Annotated in this window: 18 protein-coding genes and 1 pseudogene; 9 read left to right on the top strand and 10 right to left on the bottom strand. The window is 62.5% G+C overall.

All coding sequences use genetic code 11. The annotated features are described in order from the left end of the window. Nucleotides 1–15: 15 nt before the first annotated feature. From RX331_RS07560 to ggt, 4 genes are all read right to left on the bottom strand, one after another. The gene (locus tag RX331_RS07560) at nucleotides 16–531 is read right to left on the bottom strand and encodes a cupin domain-containing protein (RefSeq protein ID WP_317255983.1); all 516 of its coding nucleotides are present in this window, start codon (nucleotides 529–531) and stop codon (nucleotides 16–18) included. Nucleotides 532–657: 126 nt separating this feature from the next. After that, on the bottom strand, nucleotides 658–1,638 hold the full coding sequence (locus RX331_RS07555) for a D-2-hydroxyacid dehydrogenase family protein (RefSeq protein WP_317255982.1): 981 nt from the start codon (nucleotides 1,636–1,638) through the stop codon (nucleotides 658–660). Between the two features lie 20 nt (nucleotides 1,639–1,658). Continuing rightward, complete coding sequence (locus tag RX331_RS07550; protein ID WP_317255981.1) at nucleotides 1,659–2,117, bottom strand: FKBP-type peptidyl-prolyl cis-trans isomerase; 459 nt, start codon at nucleotides 2,115–2,117, stop codon at nucleotides 1,659–1,661. Nucleotides 2,118–2,158: 41 nt separating this feature from the next. Then, the gene (gene ggt, locus RX331_RS07545; protein ID WP_317255980.1) at nucleotides 2,159–3,745 is read right to left on the bottom strand and encodes a gamma-glutamyltransferase; all 1,587 of its coding nucleotides are present in this window, start codon (nucleotides 3,743–3,745) and stop codon (nucleotides 2,159–2,161) included. Nucleotides 3,746–3,950: 205 nt separating this feature from the next. Between ggt and RX331_RS07540 the strand changes: the two genes are divergently transcribed. Together RX331_RS07540 and RX331_RS07535 are read left to right on the top strand one after the other, a co-directional pair. After that, the gene (locus tag RX331_RS07540) at nucleotides 3,951–4,703 is read left to right on the top strand and encodes a rhodanese-related sulfurtransferase (protein ID WP_317255979.1); all 753 of its coding nucleotides are present in this window, start codon (nucleotides 3,951–3,953) and stop codon (nucleotides 4,701–4,703) included. Then, on the top strand, nucleotides 4,696–4,911 hold the full coding sequence (locus RX331_RS07535) for a SlyX family protein (protein WP_317255978.1): 216 nt from the start codon (nucleotides 4,696–4,698) through the stop codon (nucleotides 4,909–4,911). Before RX331_RS07540 ends, RX331_RS07535 begins: the two co-directional genes overlap by 8 nt. Nucleotides 4,912–4,973: 62 nt before the next feature. Here the strand turns inward: RX331_RS07535 and RX331_RS07530 are convergent, their stop codons facing one another. Continuing rightward, on the bottom strand, nucleotides 4,974–5,195 hold the full coding sequence (locus RX331_RS07530) for a hypothetical protein (RefSeq protein ID WP_317255977.1): 222 nt from the start codon (nucleotides 5,193–5,195) through the stop codon (nucleotides 4,974–4,976). 136 nt (nucleotides 5,196–5,331) lie between these two features. Here RX331_RS07530 and hemE point away from each other — a divergent pair, with 136 nt between their 5' ends. Further along, nucleotides 5,332–6,378 carry a uroporphyrinogen decarboxylase gene (gene hemE, locus RX331_RS07525; protein ID WP_317255976.1) on the top strand — a complete coding sequence of 349 codons (1,047 nt, stop codon included), beginning with the start codon at nucleotides 5,332–5,334 and terminating at the stop codon, nucleotides 6,376–6,378. A gap of 131 nt (nucleotides 6,379–6,509) precedes the next feature. On the opposite strand, the gene RX331_RS07520 is transcribed toward hemE, so the two are convergent. Then, the gene (locus RX331_RS07520; protein ID WP_317255975.1) at nucleotides 6,510–8,123 is read right to left on the bottom strand and encodes a choline dehydrogenase; all 1,614 of its coding nucleotides are present in this window, start codon (nucleotides 8,121–8,123) and stop codon (nucleotides 6,510–6,512) included. A 160-nt stretch (nucleotides 8,124–8,283) separates the two neighbouring features. Beyond that, nucleotides 8,284–8,974, bottom strand: a pseudogene (locus tag RX331_RS07515) (IS5 family transposase); the annotation flags it as partial. A 648-nt stretch (nucleotides 8,975–9,622) separates the two neighbouring features. On the opposite strand from RX331_RS07515, the gene RX331_RS07510 reads away from it, so the two are divergent. Further along, entirely contained in the window at nucleotides 9,623–10,819 is a 1,197-nt protein-coding gene (locus tag RX331_RS07510) for a hypothetical protein (RefSeq protein ID WP_317255974.1), read from the top strand. Nucleotides 10,820–11,043: 224 nt separating this feature from the next. Further along, on the top strand, nucleotides 11,044–11,430 hold the full coding sequence (locus RX331_RS07505; RefSeq protein ID WP_317255973.1) for a tautomerase family protein: 387 nt from the start codon (nucleotides 11,044–11,046) through the stop codon (nucleotides 11,428–11,430). Nucleotides 11,431–11,503: 73 nt separating this feature from the next. Here RX331_RS07505 and RX331_RS38695 read toward each other — a convergent pair whose 3' ends face one another. The 3 genes from RX331_RS38695 to RX331_RS07490 all read right to left on the bottom strand — a co-directional run bounded on the left by RX331_RS38695 (nucleotide 11,504) and on the right by RX331_RS07490 (nucleotide 13,505). After that, complete coding sequence (locus RX331_RS38695) at nucleotides 11,504–11,839, bottom strand: GNAT family N-acetyltransferase (protein WP_410708257.1); 336 nt, start codon at nucleotides 11,837–11,839, stop codon at nucleotides 11,504–11,506. A 452-nt stretch (nucleotides 11,840–12,291) separates the two neighbouring features. After that, nucleotides 12,292–13,068, bottom strand: coding sequence for an enoyl-CoA hydratase (locus RX331_RS07495; protein ID WP_317255971.1), 777 nt, complete (start codon nucleotides 13,066–13,068; stop codon nucleotides 12,292–12,294). Next, entirely contained in the window at nucleotides 13,065–13,505 is a 441-nt protein-coding gene (locus RX331_RS07490; protein WP_317255970.1) for a MarR family winged helix-turn-helix transcriptional regulator, read from the bottom strand. The genes RX331_RS07495 and RX331_RS07490 overlap by 4 nt, the downstream gene beginning before the upstream one ends. 176 nt (nucleotides 13,506–13,681) lie before the next feature. Here RX331_RS07490 and RX331_RS07485 point away from each other — a divergent pair, with 176 nt between their 5' ends. Genes RX331_RS07485 through RX331_RS07470 form a run of 4 tightly spaced genes read left to right on the top strand, consistent with a single transcriptional unit; the run spans nucleotide 13,682 to nucleotide 16,970 of the window. Further along, nucleotides 13,682–14,407, top strand: coding sequence for a GntR family transcriptional regulator (locus RX331_RS07485; protein WP_317255969.1), 726 nt, complete (start codon nucleotides 13,682–13,684; stop codon nucleotides 14,405–14,407). A 48-nt stretch (nucleotides 14,408–14,455) separates the two neighbouring features. Next, nucleotides 14,456–15,427 (top strand): ABC transporter substrate-binding protein, encoded by a 972-nt coding sequence (locus RX331_RS07480; protein ID WP_317255968.1) that lies wholly within the window; start codon nucleotides 14,456–14,458, stop codon nucleotides 15,425–15,427. Between the two features lie 11 nt (nucleotides 15,428–15,438). Beyond that, nucleotides 15,439–16,194 (top strand): ABC transporter permease, encoded by a 756-nt coding sequence (locus RX331_RS07475; protein ID WP_317255967.1) that lies wholly within the window; start codon nucleotides 15,439–15,441, stop codon nucleotides 16,192–16,194. Continuing rightward, the gene (locus RX331_RS07470; protein ID WP_317255966.1) at nucleotides 16,173–16,970 is read left to right on the top strand and encodes an ABC transporter ATP-binding protein; all 798 of its coding nucleotides are present in this window, start codon (nucleotides 16,173–16,175) and stop codon (nucleotides 16,968–16,970) included. The genes RX331_RS07475 and RX331_RS07470 overlap by 22 nt, the downstream gene beginning before the upstream one ends.

The following is a 16,970-nucleotide window of genomic DNA, read 5'->3' as shown; positions in this document are numbered from 1 at the left end:
GGCGATCGTTGTTCTTTATTTCTTTTCGGCGGGATCGCGGTGCACCGAATCGATCCACAGAACCGTCTCCGGCTTTTCCACCGGCTCGATATCCAGATTGATCGCAACCGCCTCGCCATCAGAGCGCACCAGCACGCATTCCAGCACTTCGTCCGGGCTGGCGTTGATCTCCTGGTGCGGCACATAGGGCGGCACGAAGATGAAATCGCCGGGGCCGGCTTCCGCGGTGAACTGCAGGTGCTCGCCCCAGCGCATCCGCGCCTTGCCCTTCACGACATAGATGATGCTTTCGAGGTGACCGTGATGATGTGCGCCGGTCTTGGCATCGGGCCTGATCGTCACCGTGCCCGCCCACAATTTCTGCGCACCGACGCGGGCGAAATTGATCGCGGCCTTGCGGTCCATGCCGGCGGTCGAGGGCACGTTGGGATCGAGCTGATTGCCGGGAATGACGCGGACGCCGTCATGCTTCCAGCGCTCGTCGTGATCGTGGTGGTGGTGCGAATGGCTGTGGTCGTGCGTGCCGGTCATGGGTTGCCTTTTCGAAGGATCGCTTGTCCTGAAAGTATCGAAAAGCGCGGCGGCAAACCAGAAGATAAAGGGAGCCTGCGGCGCATGGGCGCCTCGGATTTCGTCATGGCCCCGGCCGCCGCCCTTTCAGCGCCGGCGGGACATCACATCCGGATTGACGACGTTGGTCGGCGTTCCCGCTTCATAGGCCAGGATCTGATCGAAAATATCGGTGAACTGCAGCTCGTATTCGTCGCGCGAGACATAGCCGAGATGCGGCGTGCAGACCACGTTGTCCATGGACAGCAGGGGATCGTTGACGTCGCGCAGCGGTTCCTTCTCGTAGACATCGACCGCCGCCATGCCGGGGCGTCCGGCACGTAGTGCGTTGACGAGCGCGTTCGGCTCGATCAGCGGCGCGCGGCTGGTGTTGACCAGCAGCGCCGTCGGTTTCATGCGCGCGAGGTCTTCTGCTTTCACGATGCCGCGCGTGGCGTCGACCAGCCGCATGTGCAGCGAGAGCACGTCGCATCGTTCGAAGAAGTCGGCCTTGCTCGCGGCGGTCGCATGGCCGTCGGTGCGGGCCTTCGCCATCGCCGGCTGGCGCGCCCATACCAGGATGTTCATGCCGAACGCTTTGCCATAGCCGGCGACGACGGCGCCGATCCGGCCATAGCCATAAATACCCAGCGTCTTGCCGCGCAGCGTATGGCCGACGCCGATCTGCCATTTGCCGGCCTTAAGCGCCGCCATCTGCTGCGGAATGGCGCGCATTGCGGCGAGGATCAGGCCCCATGTGAACTCGGCGGTCGCGTAAGACGGTGTATCGGCGTGCTGGCTCGACGACACGATGATGCCGAGCCGGGTGCAGGTGTCGATATCGATGTGCGGATAGACGCTGCGCTGGCTGATCAGCTTCAGCTTTGGCAGGCGCTCCAGCAGGGCGGTGCGGATCTGCGTGCGCTCGCGGATCAGGATCAGCGCCTCGGTATCCTTCAGGCGCTCCGCCAGCACGTCGACATCCTGGACGTGATCGTTCCAGACCGTGACGTCGTGCCCGGCGAGCTTGCGGAAACAATCGAGGGTGCGCAGCGTGTCGAAATAATCGTCGAGGATCGAGACCTTCACGATGCGCCCCCGTTTGCGCGTTATTTCACCGCCAGCAGTTCGACGTCGAACATCAGCGTCGCATTCGGCGGGATGACGCCGCCGGCGCCGCGCGCGCCATAGCCGAGCGCGGGCGGAATGATCAGCGTGCGCTTGCCGCCGACCTTCATCGAGGCAACGCCCTCGTCCCAGCCGGCAATCACCTGGCGCTGGCCGATCTTGAACTCGAACGGCTCGTTGCGGTCGACAGAGGAATCGAATTTCTTGCCCTTCTGGCCGTTCTCGTAGAGCCATCCGGTGTAATGCATGACGCAGGTCTGGCCTGATGCCGGCGAGGCGCCGGTGCCAACCTTGCTGTCGATGATCTGCAAGCCTGAAGCTGTGGTCATGGGTTTTCCTGCAGTCTGGGCCGATGCCGAGCGGATGGCAGCGGGCGTGGCGACCGCGGCTGCCACGGCGGCAAAGGCGGTCCGGAAGATCGTGCGTCGCGAGAAGCGCATCTGTTGTACCTCTTCTTGGAGAGACGGGAGAATCTACACGCTCAGTAACCCAGCGCGCAGCCGTCCTTTCGCGGATCGGAGCCGCCGGTGAGCGTGCCCTTTTCCCAGTCGATCCAGATCGCCTGGCCGCCGCCGAGCGGACCGACCACGCTGGTGGTCTTGTGGCCGATCTGCTTGAGGCCCTCGACGATTTCGGCCGGCACGCTGTCTTCGAGCTGGTAGACGCCCTCATAATGCAGGCCGCGCGGCATATCGATGGCTTCCTGCACGTCGCAGCCATAGTCGAGGATGTTGGTCAGCACGTGGGTCTGCCCGACCGGCTGGTACTGGCCGCCCATCACGCCGAACGGCATCACCGCGCGGCCGTTCCTGGTGGCAAGGCTCGGAATGATCGTATGCAGCGGCCGCTTGCCCGGCGCGATGCAGTTCGGATGGCCGGGCTGGATGCGGAAGCCGCCGGCGCGGTTCTGCAACAGAATGCCGGTCTTGGTGGAGACGATCGCCGAGCCGAACGAATGCGCGATCGAGTTGATGAAGGAGCAGACGTTGCGATCCTTGTCGACCACCGTGATGTAGACGGTGGACGGGTTCATCGGCGGCGCGACGTTCGGCAGTTCGAGCAGCCGGTCCATCCGGATGTTCTTGATGTGCTCCTCGGCAAACTCCTTGGCGAGGATGCCGGCGACGTCGACATGGACATGCTGCGGATCGGCAACATGCTGCTCACGCATCATGTAGGCGATGCGGGCGGCCTCCGCCTCAAGATGGAAGCGCTCGATGCTGAGCGGCGCGAACTTGGTCAAATCGAAGCGGGAGAGGATGTTCAGCATCACCAGCATGGTGATGCCCGGGCCGTTCGGCGGGCATTGCCAGACGTCGTGGCCCTTGTACATGGTGCCGATCGGCGACGTCGTCTCGGTCGAGTGCGCGGCGAAATCCTCCAGCGTGTGCAGGCCGCCGATGCTACGCAAGGTATCGACCATGTCGGCGGCGATCTCGCCGGTATAGAACGCATCGCGGCCGTTCTTGGCGATGGCGCGCAGCGTCTTGCCGAGCTCCGGCTGATGGATCACATCGCCGGCCACCGCCGGCTTGCCGTGCGGCAAGAGATAGCGCTCGGTATTGGTGCCGTTCTTCAGCTTCTCGAACTGGTTCTTCCAATCGAAGGCGATGCGCGGCGCGACGACATAGCCTTCCTCGGCGGCCTTGATCGCGGGCTGCAGCAGGGTATCGAGCCCCATCTTGCCATGGTCGCGCAGGATCGTATCCCAGGCGTCGATCGCGCCGGGGATGCTCACCGCATGGGCCGAGGTCAGCGGCACCGAGCGAATCTTGCGCTCGAGGTACCATTCGGCGGTCGCCGCCATCGGCGCGCGGCCGGAGCCGTTATAGGCGACGATCTTGCCCTCGCCCCTTGGCTGGATCAGCGCAAAGCAGTCGCCGCCGATGCCGGTCGATTGCGGCTCGATTACGCCGAGCAAGGCGCAGGCTGCCACCGCGGCATCCGCCGCCGTGCCGCCGGCCCGCATCACCTCGATCGCGGTCAGCGCGGCCGCCGGGTGCGACGTCGCCACCATCGCGTTCTGGGCATGGACCGTGGAGCGGCCGGCGAAATGGAAATTCCTCATCGCGAGAGCTTTCTTTCAGCGTTCTTTTGCAGCGTTTATGGGCATCCCGCATGGGACCATCAGGGGCGGGCTATCGACGTTCTTGGCATATTCATCCCCGCCAGGGCAATGGCTGGCATGCCAATGAATCGGGCGGCAGCAATGCAGGGAATGCGCTGGGGGATACGGGGTTTCCCCTCCCCGGCCGGCCTGATAAACGGTCGCCATGCCGCTCAAGGTCGCCGCCCTCTATCAGTTCGCCGCGCTGCCGGATTTCCGGGAGCTGCGCGAGCCGCTGCGCGCGCTGGCCGCCGGCCTTCGCATCAAGGGCAGTGTGCTTTTGGCGCATGAGGGCATCAACGGCACGGTCGCGGGCAGCGATGAGGGCATCGATGCGTTCGTCCGGGAGTTGCAGCATGGCGAACTCTTCGGCGGCCGGCTCGACAATCTCGAGCTCAAGTTTTCGGCCGCGGCCGAAATGCCGTTCGGTCGGCTCAAGGTGCGCCTGAAGAAGGAGATCGTCACGCTGGGCGATGTCACTGTGGATCCAACGCGGCAGGTCGGCACCTATGTCGAGCCGTCGGACTGGAACGACTTGATCGCAGCGCCCGATACGCTTGTCATCGACACCCGCAACGCCTTCGAGGTGGCGATGGGGACGTTCGAGGGTGCGGTCGATCCCGGCATCAAGAGTTTTGGCCAGTTCAAGGATTTCGCCGCGGAAAAACTCGACCCGGCCAGGCACAAGAAGATCGCGATGTTCTGCACCGGCGGGATCCGCTGCGAGAAGGCCAGCGCCTATCTGCTGGCCCGCGGGTTTGCCGAGGTCTATCACCTCAAGGGCGGCATCCTGCGTTATCTCGAAGGCATCCCGGAAAGCGAAAGCCGCTGGCGCGGCGCGTGCTTCGTCTTCGACGATCGCGTGGCGCTCGGGCATGGTCTGCGCGAGCACAAGATGGACGGTGGGTCCGATGGCTGATCTCAGCGGCCTTACCGAACGGATCGACGCGCTGGAGATACGGCTGTCCTACCAGGACGTGACCATCGAAACGCTCAACCAGACGATCACGGCGCAATGGGCCGAGATCGACAGGCTGACGCGCCAGATCGCCGAGTTGAAGGAGCGCGTGCGGGAAGCCGAGAGCCATGCGCCGGGTCCTACGAACGAGCGACCGCCGCATTATTAAATCCCGACCAAACAAAAGCGGCCCCACCAAGGGAGCCGCTGCTCGCGCATCTTTATACGCAGTTACCTGAACACCGCGCGGACCTTATCCCACAGCGACAGGTTCTCCTGTTCGTGATCGACCTTCGACGGCGCCGGCTGCGCGGCGCTTACGGGATCGGATGCCGGAAACGTATCGACCAGCCCGGCCTCCAGCTTTTCATGCGTTTCCCGGTCGGCCTTCAGCGCTTCGCGGGGATCTTCTGCGTGCTTGTCATGGGCAGCAGGATTGAATTTCTGAGCCATAGCGTACCTCCGTGACCGGGATAACGGCTCGGTTTTGCGCCGGTTCCGCCATCGCACCACGGATCGCTTCTTGGCCAATCCGGAACCTGCGTGTATCAGAGGCCCCATACCAGCCCTGCCGCAGGAACCTCGCGTTTTGACCCAGAAATCCGTCGTGAAACCTTTTATCGAAGTGCTCGAAGGCCGCCGGCAGAACGTGCCGCCGGCATGGATGATGCGCCAGGCCGGTCGCTATCTGCCGGAGTACCGTGAGCTGCGCGCCAAGGCGGGGAGCTTTCTCGATCTCTGTTTCACGCCGGAATATGCCGCCGAGGTCACGCTGCAGCCGATCCGCCGCTTCGACTTCGATGCCGCGATCATCTTCTCCGACATTCTCGTCATTCCCTACGCGCTCGGCCGCTCCGTGCGTTTCGAAGCCGGCGAAGGCCCGCGGCTCGACCCGCTGGATACACCGGAGAAGGTGGCGACGCTGGCGCGCACCGCCGATTTCGCAAAGCTTGAGCCGGTCTATGAAGCGTTGCGCCGCGTGCGGCGTGAACTTGCGCCGCAAATCGCGCTGATCGGCTTCTGCGGCGCGCCGTGGACGGTTGCGACCTACATGGTCGCCGGACAGGGCACGCCGGATCAGGCGCCGGCGCGGCTGATGGCCTATCGCCATCCCCAGGCGTTCGCCGCCATCATCGACGTGCTGGTGGAGAATTCGATCCAGTATCTGCTCGGTCAGCTCAAAGCCGGCGCGGATTGCTTGCAGATCTTCGATACCTGGGCCGGCGTGCTGCCGCCGCGCGAATTCGAGCGCTGGTCGATCGAGCCGGCGAAACGCATCGTCGCCGGCGTGCGCGCGAAAGTGCCCGATGCAAAGATCATCGGCTTTCCGCGCGGCGCCGGCGCATTGCTGCCGGCCTATGTGGAAGCAACTGATGTCAACGCCGTCAGCATCGACTGGGCGGCCGAGCCGTCATTGATCCGCCAGCGCGTGCAGACCCGTGTCGCCGTGCAGGGCAATCTCGACCCGCTGGCGCTGATCGCCGGCGGCGCCGCGCTGGACCGTGCTGTCGACGACGTGCTGGCCAACTATGCGCAGGGCCGGCTGATTTTCAACCTCGGCCACGGCATCCAGCCGGAAACCCCGATCGCGCATGTCGAGCAGATGCTGAAGCGGGTAAGGGACTACAAGGGTTAACACCGGCCGTCATCCCCGCGAAGGCGGGGATCCAGTAATCGCCGGCCCCGGTTTGAATCGAGACTTCACGGCGTACTGGATCATCCGCCTTCGCGGATGATTACGGCGGAATTTGTGGCCCGCGTTATTGTCTACCGCCCATCCTCCAGAATCATGTCCGACGCCTTCTCGGCGATCATGATGGTCGGCGCGTTGGTATTGCCGGACATCAGGTCCGGCATGATGGACGCATCGACCACGCGCAGGCCCTCGATGCCGCGCACGCGGAGGCGCTGGTCGACGACGGCGAGATCGTCGCTGCCCATGCGGCAGGTCGAGGTCGGGTGATAGACCGTGCTGCCGGTACGGCGGCAGAAATCCAGCAGCTCGTCATCGCTCTGCACCTTTGAGCCGGGATCGACTTCCGCGACTGCGTAGGCCTTCAGCGCGGGCGCTGCGAGAATCCTGCGCAGGATGCGGATGCCGTCGATGAAGGCCCGGCGATCGGTTTCGGTTGCGAGATAATTGATCCGAATTTCTGGCGGCTCGGAGGGATCTGCACTCCTGATGCGCAGCGAGCCGCGGCTCTCGGGCCGTAACTGGCAGACCGATGCGGTGAAGCCAGACAGCGAGTGCAGCTTCTCGCCCATCTTGTCGGTTGAGAACGGCAGGAAGTGGATCTGGATATCGGGCGACGCCAGCCGCGGATTGGTCTTGAAGAAGGCGCCGGAAGTGCCGGCCGCGATCGTCAGCGGCCCCTTGCGCAAGGCGGCATACTGAATGCCCGCCATCACCCGGCGAACCGGATTGTTGACGACGTCGTTCAGCGTCACCTTCTTCGCGCAGCGCGTGATCAGGCGAACCTGCATGTGGTCCTGCAAATCATGGCCGACACCGGGCGCATCGAGCACGATCTCAATGCCGTGCTGCTTCAGAAGATCCGCCGGGCCGACGCCGGAGAGCTGCAGCAATTGCGGCGAGTTATATGCGCCGCTGGAGACGAGGATCTCCTTTCGCGCCCGCGCGGTGCGCACGCGGCCATTCTGCTTGTACTCGACCGCCCTGGCGCGGCGTCCCTCGAACAGGATGCGCTGCGCCAGCGCAGACGTCTCGATATGCAGATTGCCGCGGCTTTTCGCCGGACGCAGATAAGAGAATGCCGTGCTGGCGCGGCGGCCGCGCCGTGTGGTGGTCTGGAAAAACCCCGCGCCTTCCTGGGTCGCGCCGTTGAAATCGGGGTTGGTCGGAATGCCGGTTTCGGCGGCGGCGACCACGAAGGCCTCCGACAGGGGATCATGATGCCGCCAGTCGGAGACCGGCAGCGGGCCGCCGGTGCCGTGATATTTGTCGGCGCCGCGCTGCTGGTTCTCGGCCTTCTTGAAATAGGGCAGCACGTCGTCATAGCCCCAGCCGGCATTGCCGCGCTGGCGCCAGCGGTCGTAATCCTCGTGCTGGCCGCGCACATAGAGCAGACCGTTGATCGAACTCGAGCCGCCCAGCACTTTTCCGCGCGGCTGGAACACCTGCCGGCCATTCAAGCCCGGCTCCGGTTCGGTCTGGTACATCCAGTTGACGGATTTTTCCTTGAACAGCTTGCCGTAGCCGAGCGGCACGTGAATCCAGAGATTGCTGTCCTTCGGTCCGGCCTCTAGCAGCAACACGGAATGTTTGCCGTCGGCCGTCAATCGATTGGCGAGCACGCATCCGGCCGAGCCGGCGCCGACGATGACATAGTCGAATTCGGAAGCTTCATTGTTCTTGTTCATTTTGTTTCCCCCGCAGGCGAACAGAAGAAGTAGCGGGGCTGCCACAGGCGGTCAATTCCCTCCCGGTCGCAGGCATGGCAACAGACGACTTCGGAACGTGAGGCGGCAACTGCACCGGACAATATGCCGCGTCCCGCAATGACGGATGCGCTCGCATCGCCGCGAGCTTGTCATATCGGGTCGCGACGCGCCGACATTGCTTGATCTTGTTGAAGAACCGTTCGATCAAGTTGCGCGCGCGATACAGAAACGGGCTGAAGCAGATCGGGTCTTTGCGATTGCATTTCGGCGGAATATTGGCCCACGCGCCTTGCTGGCGGGCAAGCTCCCTGATCCAATCCGCGTCGTATCCGCGATCCGCGAGTAACATCGTTTGTGGAAGCAAGCCGCTGAGGAGAACCGAACACAGCCGATTGTCGTGCGCCTCACCGGGCGTGAGCGCGAGATGGACCGGCAGGCCATTGGTGTCCACCACCGCGTGAATCTTGCTCGTCAGGCCCCCTCGTGAGCGACCCATATTTTGATGATTGTTGTCCGCAATGCAGGCTCCGTGCTGGTGTACGCGGATGACGGTGGTATCGATCATTTGCACCGCCGCGCCACGACCTGCGGCCAGTGTATCCATAATCCGGCCCCAGACGCCGGCCCGCCGCCACCGAACGAAGCGATTGTAACAAGTGGTGCGGGGACCATAGTTCTCCGGCAGATCGCGCCATGGCGCACCTGATCGCAGGAGCCAAAAGATGCCATTGAGCACGCGGCGGTCACTTACGCGCCGAACGCCGCGCGGCTTGTTCGGGCAGCATCGGTTTGATGGCGGTCCATTCGTAATCGCTGAGTTCGTAGCGCATGAGTCGAGGCTCCGGTTTCGGAGCTTGAATCACGTCTCAGGCGGTGCCATCAACCGGCGACGCCCCGTGACCGTGCCGCTAATGCTCTGAATATACTTCCGCTTTCGGCGGCATAGCGGACTTGGCCGGACTTGCTACTGGCTCGACACGGTCGCGAATGACCCTCAGCGGACCTCAACTAGCGTCTGAGCGGAGTCCGCTTTTGGGCTAAAAAGCGGACGCCTTCGGGCTGATGTGTATCCATTACGATCAACCGGACGGCGCTCCGCCGCAGCGTGAGCGTTACCGCGGTCGGCACAGCGCCGGCTCTGGGGGGCTTGGCAAAGCGCATGACCGTGATTCATCTCACGGATTTGCCCTGATAGCGGCGCTAGGTTGCAGTCGCAGATTGCTTCCGCCTTGAGAAAAGGCTTTTCGCCACTATTGGAACTTGCGTCACCTAGTCGAAAACTTCGTGAGCCGATTGGGACCGCGCGAGCAAACAAGCTCCGCGGGCTGCGAGAGTCGGTCGAAGCGAGTGCCTCGCCGCAGCGCTTCAGCAGCAGGCTTAAGCGTGAGGAAAGCGCGACGAAGATCACGTACGTCTCAATAGTTTTGATCAATCGCCCGATAAGATCGGGATAGACAAGCCACAGAAAGGAAACGGAAATGGGAGACGGAGTAACCGGTTCGACGAACACCCCCGCCCAGCCGACCAATGCCGGCCGCAGCGGCAGCACGTCCCAAGCAGACCCTGCAGTCCATTCAAAGTTTGACAAGGCTCTAGAGCAAGAACGCTCGTCGAGCCAAAAGGCGCCGGGTTCACCCACTGCCATCAACACGCACGAACATGCCGCCAGCACTCAAGGGACTCAACAACTAGCTCCAACCTATCAAAATGGGTGGACGTATGCGTCGATGCCGGGCGTCACTTTCTTCGAGTACGAAAAAGGCGTCTACGCTTACACGGAAAACGGCGGCAAGACCCTTCATGAAGTTGATAACAAACAGATGTCGATAATGCTGAAGAATGGGCATCCTGTTCTCAGTAAGTTGACCTGCTCGGTCTACGAGGTTCCTGCAAACCTGCTTGATCCCAATCCAGGCCAGATGTCGAGCGCTGGAACAAGATGGAATGCCCAAGGGCCGAGACAGACTTACCAAAATCCGAAAGCGTTGGATTTGGCGATGGCCGGCTATTGGAAGGAGGCTGAAATATGGGAGGCCGGGCATGGGTGTGCGGGCTGCCACATCGAACGGCCGACCAACGGACCGGTGCCAAATGAGATGCTCGACCTAAATCGATACAATCGAGTAGCGCTAACCATGAAGGTTGTGTCGGATGTTGCCGGGGCGAAATACGATCCCAGAAATCCTTTGACGATAGCCCACATGGGAGTCTCGCACGCGATGAATACACCGATCGCGCCGCGCCCGGCTCCCGTCGAGAAGGCGGCCGCCTCACCGCCCCCTTCCGGAGGGGGACCTCTATTTCCCGGTCTTGCTAAAGAAGAAGTTGAGTCGGCAGTGAACAGTTCGACAAGTGGCACTCCTGCAAGGCTCCCCGGCCAGAATCCGAAGACAGGAGAGGGTTTGGTCAAACATGTAACGAAAGGGGATGAGACAAAGGCGATTGCGCATCATGACAATATGACGTTCAAGGGAATCAAGGATGCGCCCGGAGGCAAAGTGGAGGTGCGACGTCACTCTGCGAATCCGAATGCTCCGGAAGGCTCATACTCGAAGAACAATCCGACCACGCAAGTAAATACCGTTAAACCAAAGTTATACATGCTACCGGATGGGACATTTAAGCCTCTGTCGGCAATGACTGAGGCGGAAAAAGCTGCCGCCCATTTTCCGTGACCGGACCTACGCGCAGGGCGGCGGGATTTCCGATAATGGCCCTTAGCCGCACTGCCTTTGAGCGGCCGCAAAGGCCGCTCTCAGAGGAAAACCGGACCTGACGAGATGAGCGGCCGGACCGCCGCTTGTGACCCCATAGCGGAAGTTGCGAGAGCTTATCTTGCGGCAAACGATCGTGTCCGCTTACTATCACTTTGTGTCGGAACTGCCGCTAGAGGAGCGAGATGCCAAGCACCCGTATTACGACAGGAACCTGGGCACGTGGTAGCGAGCTGAAGATCATCGAAGCTGTTCAAGCAGCTTTGTTGTCGTCCCTGAAGCTGCCGGATTATGACCGTGACGTCGTGCTCGATGTCCACGAGTCGACCGCGAGGATCGTCCCGACGGGCCGATCGGAGCGCTTCACGCGGATCGAGGTCATCCTTTTCTCCGGGCGTTCGATGGACGCCAAGCGCTCGATCTACAGATCACTAGTTGCGAACCTGTCCGAACTGGGAGTGCCGACGAACGAGATCAAGATTTTGCTGATCGAGGTGCCGCCTGAGAACTGGGGCCTGCGGGGCGGCCTCCCGGCGTCCGAGATTGACCTCGGGTTCAAAGTCGACGTGTAGCTGAGAGGCACGTAAACGACCAACGTTTATCAATAGAGCACGACATCGTACCGGGCGAGTTGGTAGCTTATGTTCACCGCAACGATCGAAAATCGTCCCACACGATCCTTGTCTCCCAGACCATCGTTCCACCAAGTGCGATTCGTCGACGGTCTGACACGCGACCGCCGAGCCTTACATAGAATCGAAGTGCGTGTTCGTTCCCATCGAGTACCCAGAGGTATGTTTTGATGCTCCCATGGGAAAGCTGTCGTCTAGACAGCTCCTGCATCAAGGCCAAACCGAGACCTTGCCCTCGCAGGTCAGGCCTGACGTGCAGATTGTCAACATGCAAGTCGAAGCCAAGATCGCAATCGGTCGCTGTGGTTGTCCACCCGGAAATAAAACCTGCCAGCCCATTCCCCAGCATAGCGATAAGAAGCCGATCGCTCGGAGCCATCCGATCAAGTGTGCCATTCCACCGTCCTGCGCGATTGTCTTCGAGATCATTGTCAAGAAAAATATCGGGCAGAAAACCTCGGTAAGCCGCTCTCCAGCTCGCTGCGTGCAATTTCGCGATGGCTTGCAAGTCGCCGATAGCGGCATCTCGAATGCTGCAGTTCATCACTTCCGCACCGGGTCGCCCAGCAACTAGAATGAAGTCGCGAGCCCGAATGAGTGCCGGGGTCGCCTCGTTCTTCGTGGCTTAAACGACGTCCGCTTACAACTCAACCAGCTTCATTCAGCACGATCCTTGTCATGTATTGACGTAGGACCAATTGGCCCATCGACGTCATTTCGTTGCGCTGCGGAATTTGGTCGCTATCGGGGTAAGGCGGACGCTGGCAAGCCGTCCGCCTGGCAGATTTATGGGTTCACGGCCTAGCTGGCGGCAAGCTTCAGGAAGTCCGGCGGCCGGCGCTCGGCAAACGCCTGGAAAGCCTCGCGCGCTTCCATCGTCTTCAGGCGCGCCGCAAACTGCTCGCTCTCCACCTTGATCTGGGCCATCAAAACTTCCGGATTGCGCATCAGCCGCTTGGTGGTGCTGACGGCGCCCGCCGGCTGTTTCGCCAGCCGTGCCGCGAGCGCCTTCGCTTCTGCATCGAGCTTGTCCAGCGGCACCACGCGGTTGGCAAGTCCCCAGGCGTGGGCGGACTTCGCATCCACAGGCTCGCCGAGCGCGAACATCTCATAGGCGCGCGCATAGCCGATGCGCAGCGGCATCAACAGGCTGGAGGCGGCCTCCGGCACCAATGCGAGATTGACGAACGGCGTCGACAGCAGCGCATTCTCGGCCAGCACGACCAGGTCGCAATGCAGGAGCATCGTGGTGCCGATGCCGACCGCACGTCCCTGCACGGCGGCGACCAGCGGACGGCTCGCCTTGGCCAGCGCCTGCAGGAAACGGCCGACGTGACGTTCACCCTTGAACGCGCCGGTCGCGATCGCGGCGAACTCGCCGACGTCGTTGCCGGCGGTGAACATGTCACCCTCGCCCCGGATCAGCAGCACGCGCACGGTAGGATCGGTCTCGGCCGCTTCCATGGCATCGGCCAGCGCGCCGTACATCGCATTGGTCAGCGCGTTCTTCTTGTCGGGCCGCGCCATCGTCAGCGTCAGAATCCCGTCGTTCTTCTCGATCTTGATATGTTCGGTCATTCGCCTTCTCCTTTGGGAAATTTGCTCTGCAGGCTGGTGAGCCAGCGTGCGACGACATCGAGCTCCGCCTCGGTAAATCCTTCCGTCAGCCGCGCGTTGATCTCGGTGAGCCCCGCTTTCGACTGCGCCAGCGCGGCCCGGCCGGTTGGCGTCAGCCACAGCCGCCATGCCCTTCCATCGTCCGGATCGGCGCGCCGCCTGATCAAATTCGCCGCCGTCATCCGATCGACCAGCCCGCTGATGCCGGGCGGGCCAAGATCGAGTGCCGCGCCCGCCTCACCCATCAACACGCCGTCGCGTTCGCCCAGAACGAACAACAGTCCCGACTGGGCGGCCGTAACCCCGCTCCGCTCGGTCTGCGCCGCGATCCAGCGCTGCAGCCGCCGCTGCGCGACGCTGAGCAGGAACACCAGGCGATGTTCGCGGCGCTGGGTCATGTCGGCAGCATCGATTTATTTCGCATGCGAACTATCTAGGCCTGCGGCTGCGGATTGTCACGCGAAAATCAGGCCGCCACGCCGCCTAATCCGGAAATCTCCGCCAAATCACCAACTTATCAAGAAAATCGATTTTCGATTGACGATTCCGGATTCCCTCGCCAGTCTGCGCCGCCATGAGCAGCATCGGATTGAGTTTTGGTGATCGCGCCGAGGAACGGCCTCGAAGCCTGACATCCGCCGTTCAGGAGCGGCTGCGCGCCGATATTCTCTCGACCCGCCTGTTGCCCGGCCAGAAGCTGCACATCGCCGGGCTAGCCAAGCAGTTCTCCGTCAGCCTCGCCGCAGTCCGCGAAGCGCTGTCGCGCCTGGTCGCCGACGGCCTGGTGCAGGCCTCCGATCAGCGCGGCTTTCGCGTCAGCCCGGTATCGCCGGCCGACCTTCGCGACGTGACGCAAACCCGCGTCGATATCGAGGGGCTGGCGCTGCGCCGCTCGATCGAGCGCGGCGATGCCGCCTGGCTTGCGTCGGTCGAAAAATCTTTTGCAGCGCTCTGCGCCGTTCCCCATACCTATCCGGACGATCCGACCCATCACTACGAAGAGTGGGTCACGCGCCACCGGATCTTCCATCGCACGCTGGTAAACGCCTGCGGTTCGCCATGGCTGCTCGGTTTCCGCGATGTCCTGCACGAGCAGAGCGAGCGCTATCGCCGGCTCGCGATCCGGCGCAACACCGAAAAATCCCGTGACGTCGAAGCGGAGCACGCCGCCATCGTGCACGCCACACTGAAGCGCGACGCCGATGCCGCGATCGCGGCGCTCTCGACGCATTTCACGACGACGATGCACCTCGTCGAACTCGCGACACCGATGGCTGCCGGAGGTGGCGCCGTCGTCTGACCGTTCGAGCAGACAAGTCAATCAAGAAAAGCAAAGGGAAACGTCACAATGAACATCACACGACGCCACATGGTGGCAACGATCACGCTGGCTGCCGCACTCGGCCTGCCTGCCATGGCGCAGGCCGCCGACACGGTCCGCATCGGCCTTCCCACCAAGACCTACTGGCCGACCACGATCGCGGAAACCGCGGTGCGGCAAAAGCTGTTCGAGAAGGAAGGCATCACAGCCGAGCTGACGATCTATCGCGGCGGTGCCGAGACGTTCGAGGCGATGGCGGCCGGCGCCGCCGACGTCATTCTCGACGCCACCTCGCTGGTCTCGGCGGGGCGCAAGAAGGGCGTGAACTCCAAGGTGCTGGCCAGCGCCGCGACGGGCTATTACGGCTGGCAATTGATGACGCTTTCGAAATCGACGCTCAGCGTTGGCGATCTCAAGGGCAAGAAGGTTGCCATCACCTCCGCGGGTTCGGGCTCCGACCTGCTGGCACTGTGGACCCAGCAGGACAGGAAGATCGAGTTTACCCGCGTGCCGGTCGGCGGCGGCGGCCTGGTGCCGAACCTGCTCGCCGGCAATGTCGACGCGGCCGTCGTCTATTCGCCGCTGAGCTTCCAGATTTCCAAATCGGGCGAAGCGCGCACCATCCTCGATTTCTCCAAGGAGGTACCGCCGAACCTCGCCGCGGGATGGATCGCGCTCGACAAATACGTGCAGGATAAGCCGCAGCTGGTGCAGAAGACGCTGAACGCGCTCTACGGCGCGCTGATGTACATGCGCGCCAACAAGGATGCCTCTGTCAAGCTGATCACCGAGCTCTACGAAATTCCCGCCGAGATCGCGGCGCTGGAATATGAGAATACGATTCTGAAGCTGGAGACCGACGGCAGCATGGAGGGTGCGAAGATTCCTGAGCAGCTGCAGCTCGCGCTCGACATGGCCAAGGCCGGCGGCATGAAGGACCTCGGGCCGGCGGCCGAGATCATCTCGACCCAGTTCAAGCCGGTTCCGACCAAGTTCTAAAGGCCGATGCAATGCAAAGCGGGCTCGGCGTAAAGGCGGCACGGATCGCCATCGTGGTGACGCTGTTCGCGATATGGGAAATCCTGTCGCGGACCGGCATCGTCAACCCGCGCCTCCTCCCCTCCGCTTCCGATACGCTGGCAACGCTCGGCGACCTCCTGCAGCGGGCCAGCGTACGCAAGGATCTGGCGGTAACCGCCACGGAAGTGGTAACGGCCTTCGCGCTCGCCGTTCCCGTCGGCGCGCTGATCGGCTTCCTGATTGCCGAGAACCGCTACTTTGCCGACGTGGCAAAGCCGCTGCTGTTCTTCGCCTTCAGCACTCCGAAATCGATCTTCCTGCCGATGTTCATCCTGGTGTTCGGCGTCGGCTTCTCGCAAAAGGTCGGCTTCGGCTTCTTCTCGACCATCTTCATCGTGATCATGTCGACCACGACGGCGGTGGAGTCGGTCAAGGTCGAGCATCTCACCGTTGCCCGCTCCTATGGTGCGACGCCTGTTCAGACCGCATTCCGCGTCTACTTGCCGAGCATGCTTCCCGTGCTGCTGGAAGCGCTGCGGATCTCGATGATCTTCAATCTCACCGGCGTCATCCTCGCGGAAATGTACGCCTCGCGCGACGGTATCGGTCATCAGATCGCGACCTGGGGCGAGAATTTCCAGATGAAGCAGTTGCTCGCCGGCGTGGTCATGATCGCCGCGATCGCCATTGCCTTCAACGAACTGGTCAGATGGGTGGAAACACGATGCAGCCATTGGCGAACATAACCCCGCTGAAGCCAGCCGGCGCGATCGAGGTTCGCAACGTCGGCCAGATCTTCAAGACCACGACGCAGGACGTGGTCGCCCTGGAGAACGTCTCGCTCGACGTCAAACCGGGCCGCTTCGTCGTGCTGGTCGGCCCGAGCGGCTGCGGCAAGTCCACGCTTTTGATGATGATGGCCGGCCTGCGCCAGCAGACCTCGGGCACTATCATGATCAGCGGCGCGCCGATCCCCGAACCGGATCCGAATAGAGTGGGCGTGGTGTTTCAGGAAGCCAGCCTGTTTCCCTGGCTGACGGCGGAAGAGAATGTCGAATTTCCGCTGGCGCTGCGCGGCGTTGCGAAAAGCGACCGGCGCGCCCGGGCGCAGGACGCGCTAAAACTCGTCGGCCTCGACGGCTTCGGCAAGCGCCATCCGCATGAACTGTCCGGCGGCATGAAGCAGCGCGTCTCCATCGCGCGCGGCCTGGTGCAGGATCCGCCGGTACTGTTGATGGACGAGCCGTTCGCCGCGCTCGACGAGCAAACCCGCATGACCATGGGCGACGAGTTGCTGCGCATTTGGGCCGCGACCGGCAAGACCGTGGTGTTCGTCACCCATAGCCTGACGGAAGCGGTCTATCTCGCCGACGAGGTGATCGTGATGTCGCCGCGGCCCGGCCGCATCGTCGATCATCTGCAGGTCTCGCTGCCCCGCCCGCGCACCTACGAGATGCTGAGCGGCGACGCCTTCGGCAGCCTGCGCGACCGCATCTGGCGGCATATCCGAAAAAGCGCGTGA

It is taken from the genome of Bradyrhizobium sp. BWA-3-5, from assembly GCF_032917985.1.
Classification (GTDB): Bacteria; Pseudomonadota; Alphaproteobacteria; order Rhizobiales; family Xanthobacteraceae; genus Bradyrhizobium.
This window is presented reverse-complemented; position numbering and strand designations above follow the sequence as displayed.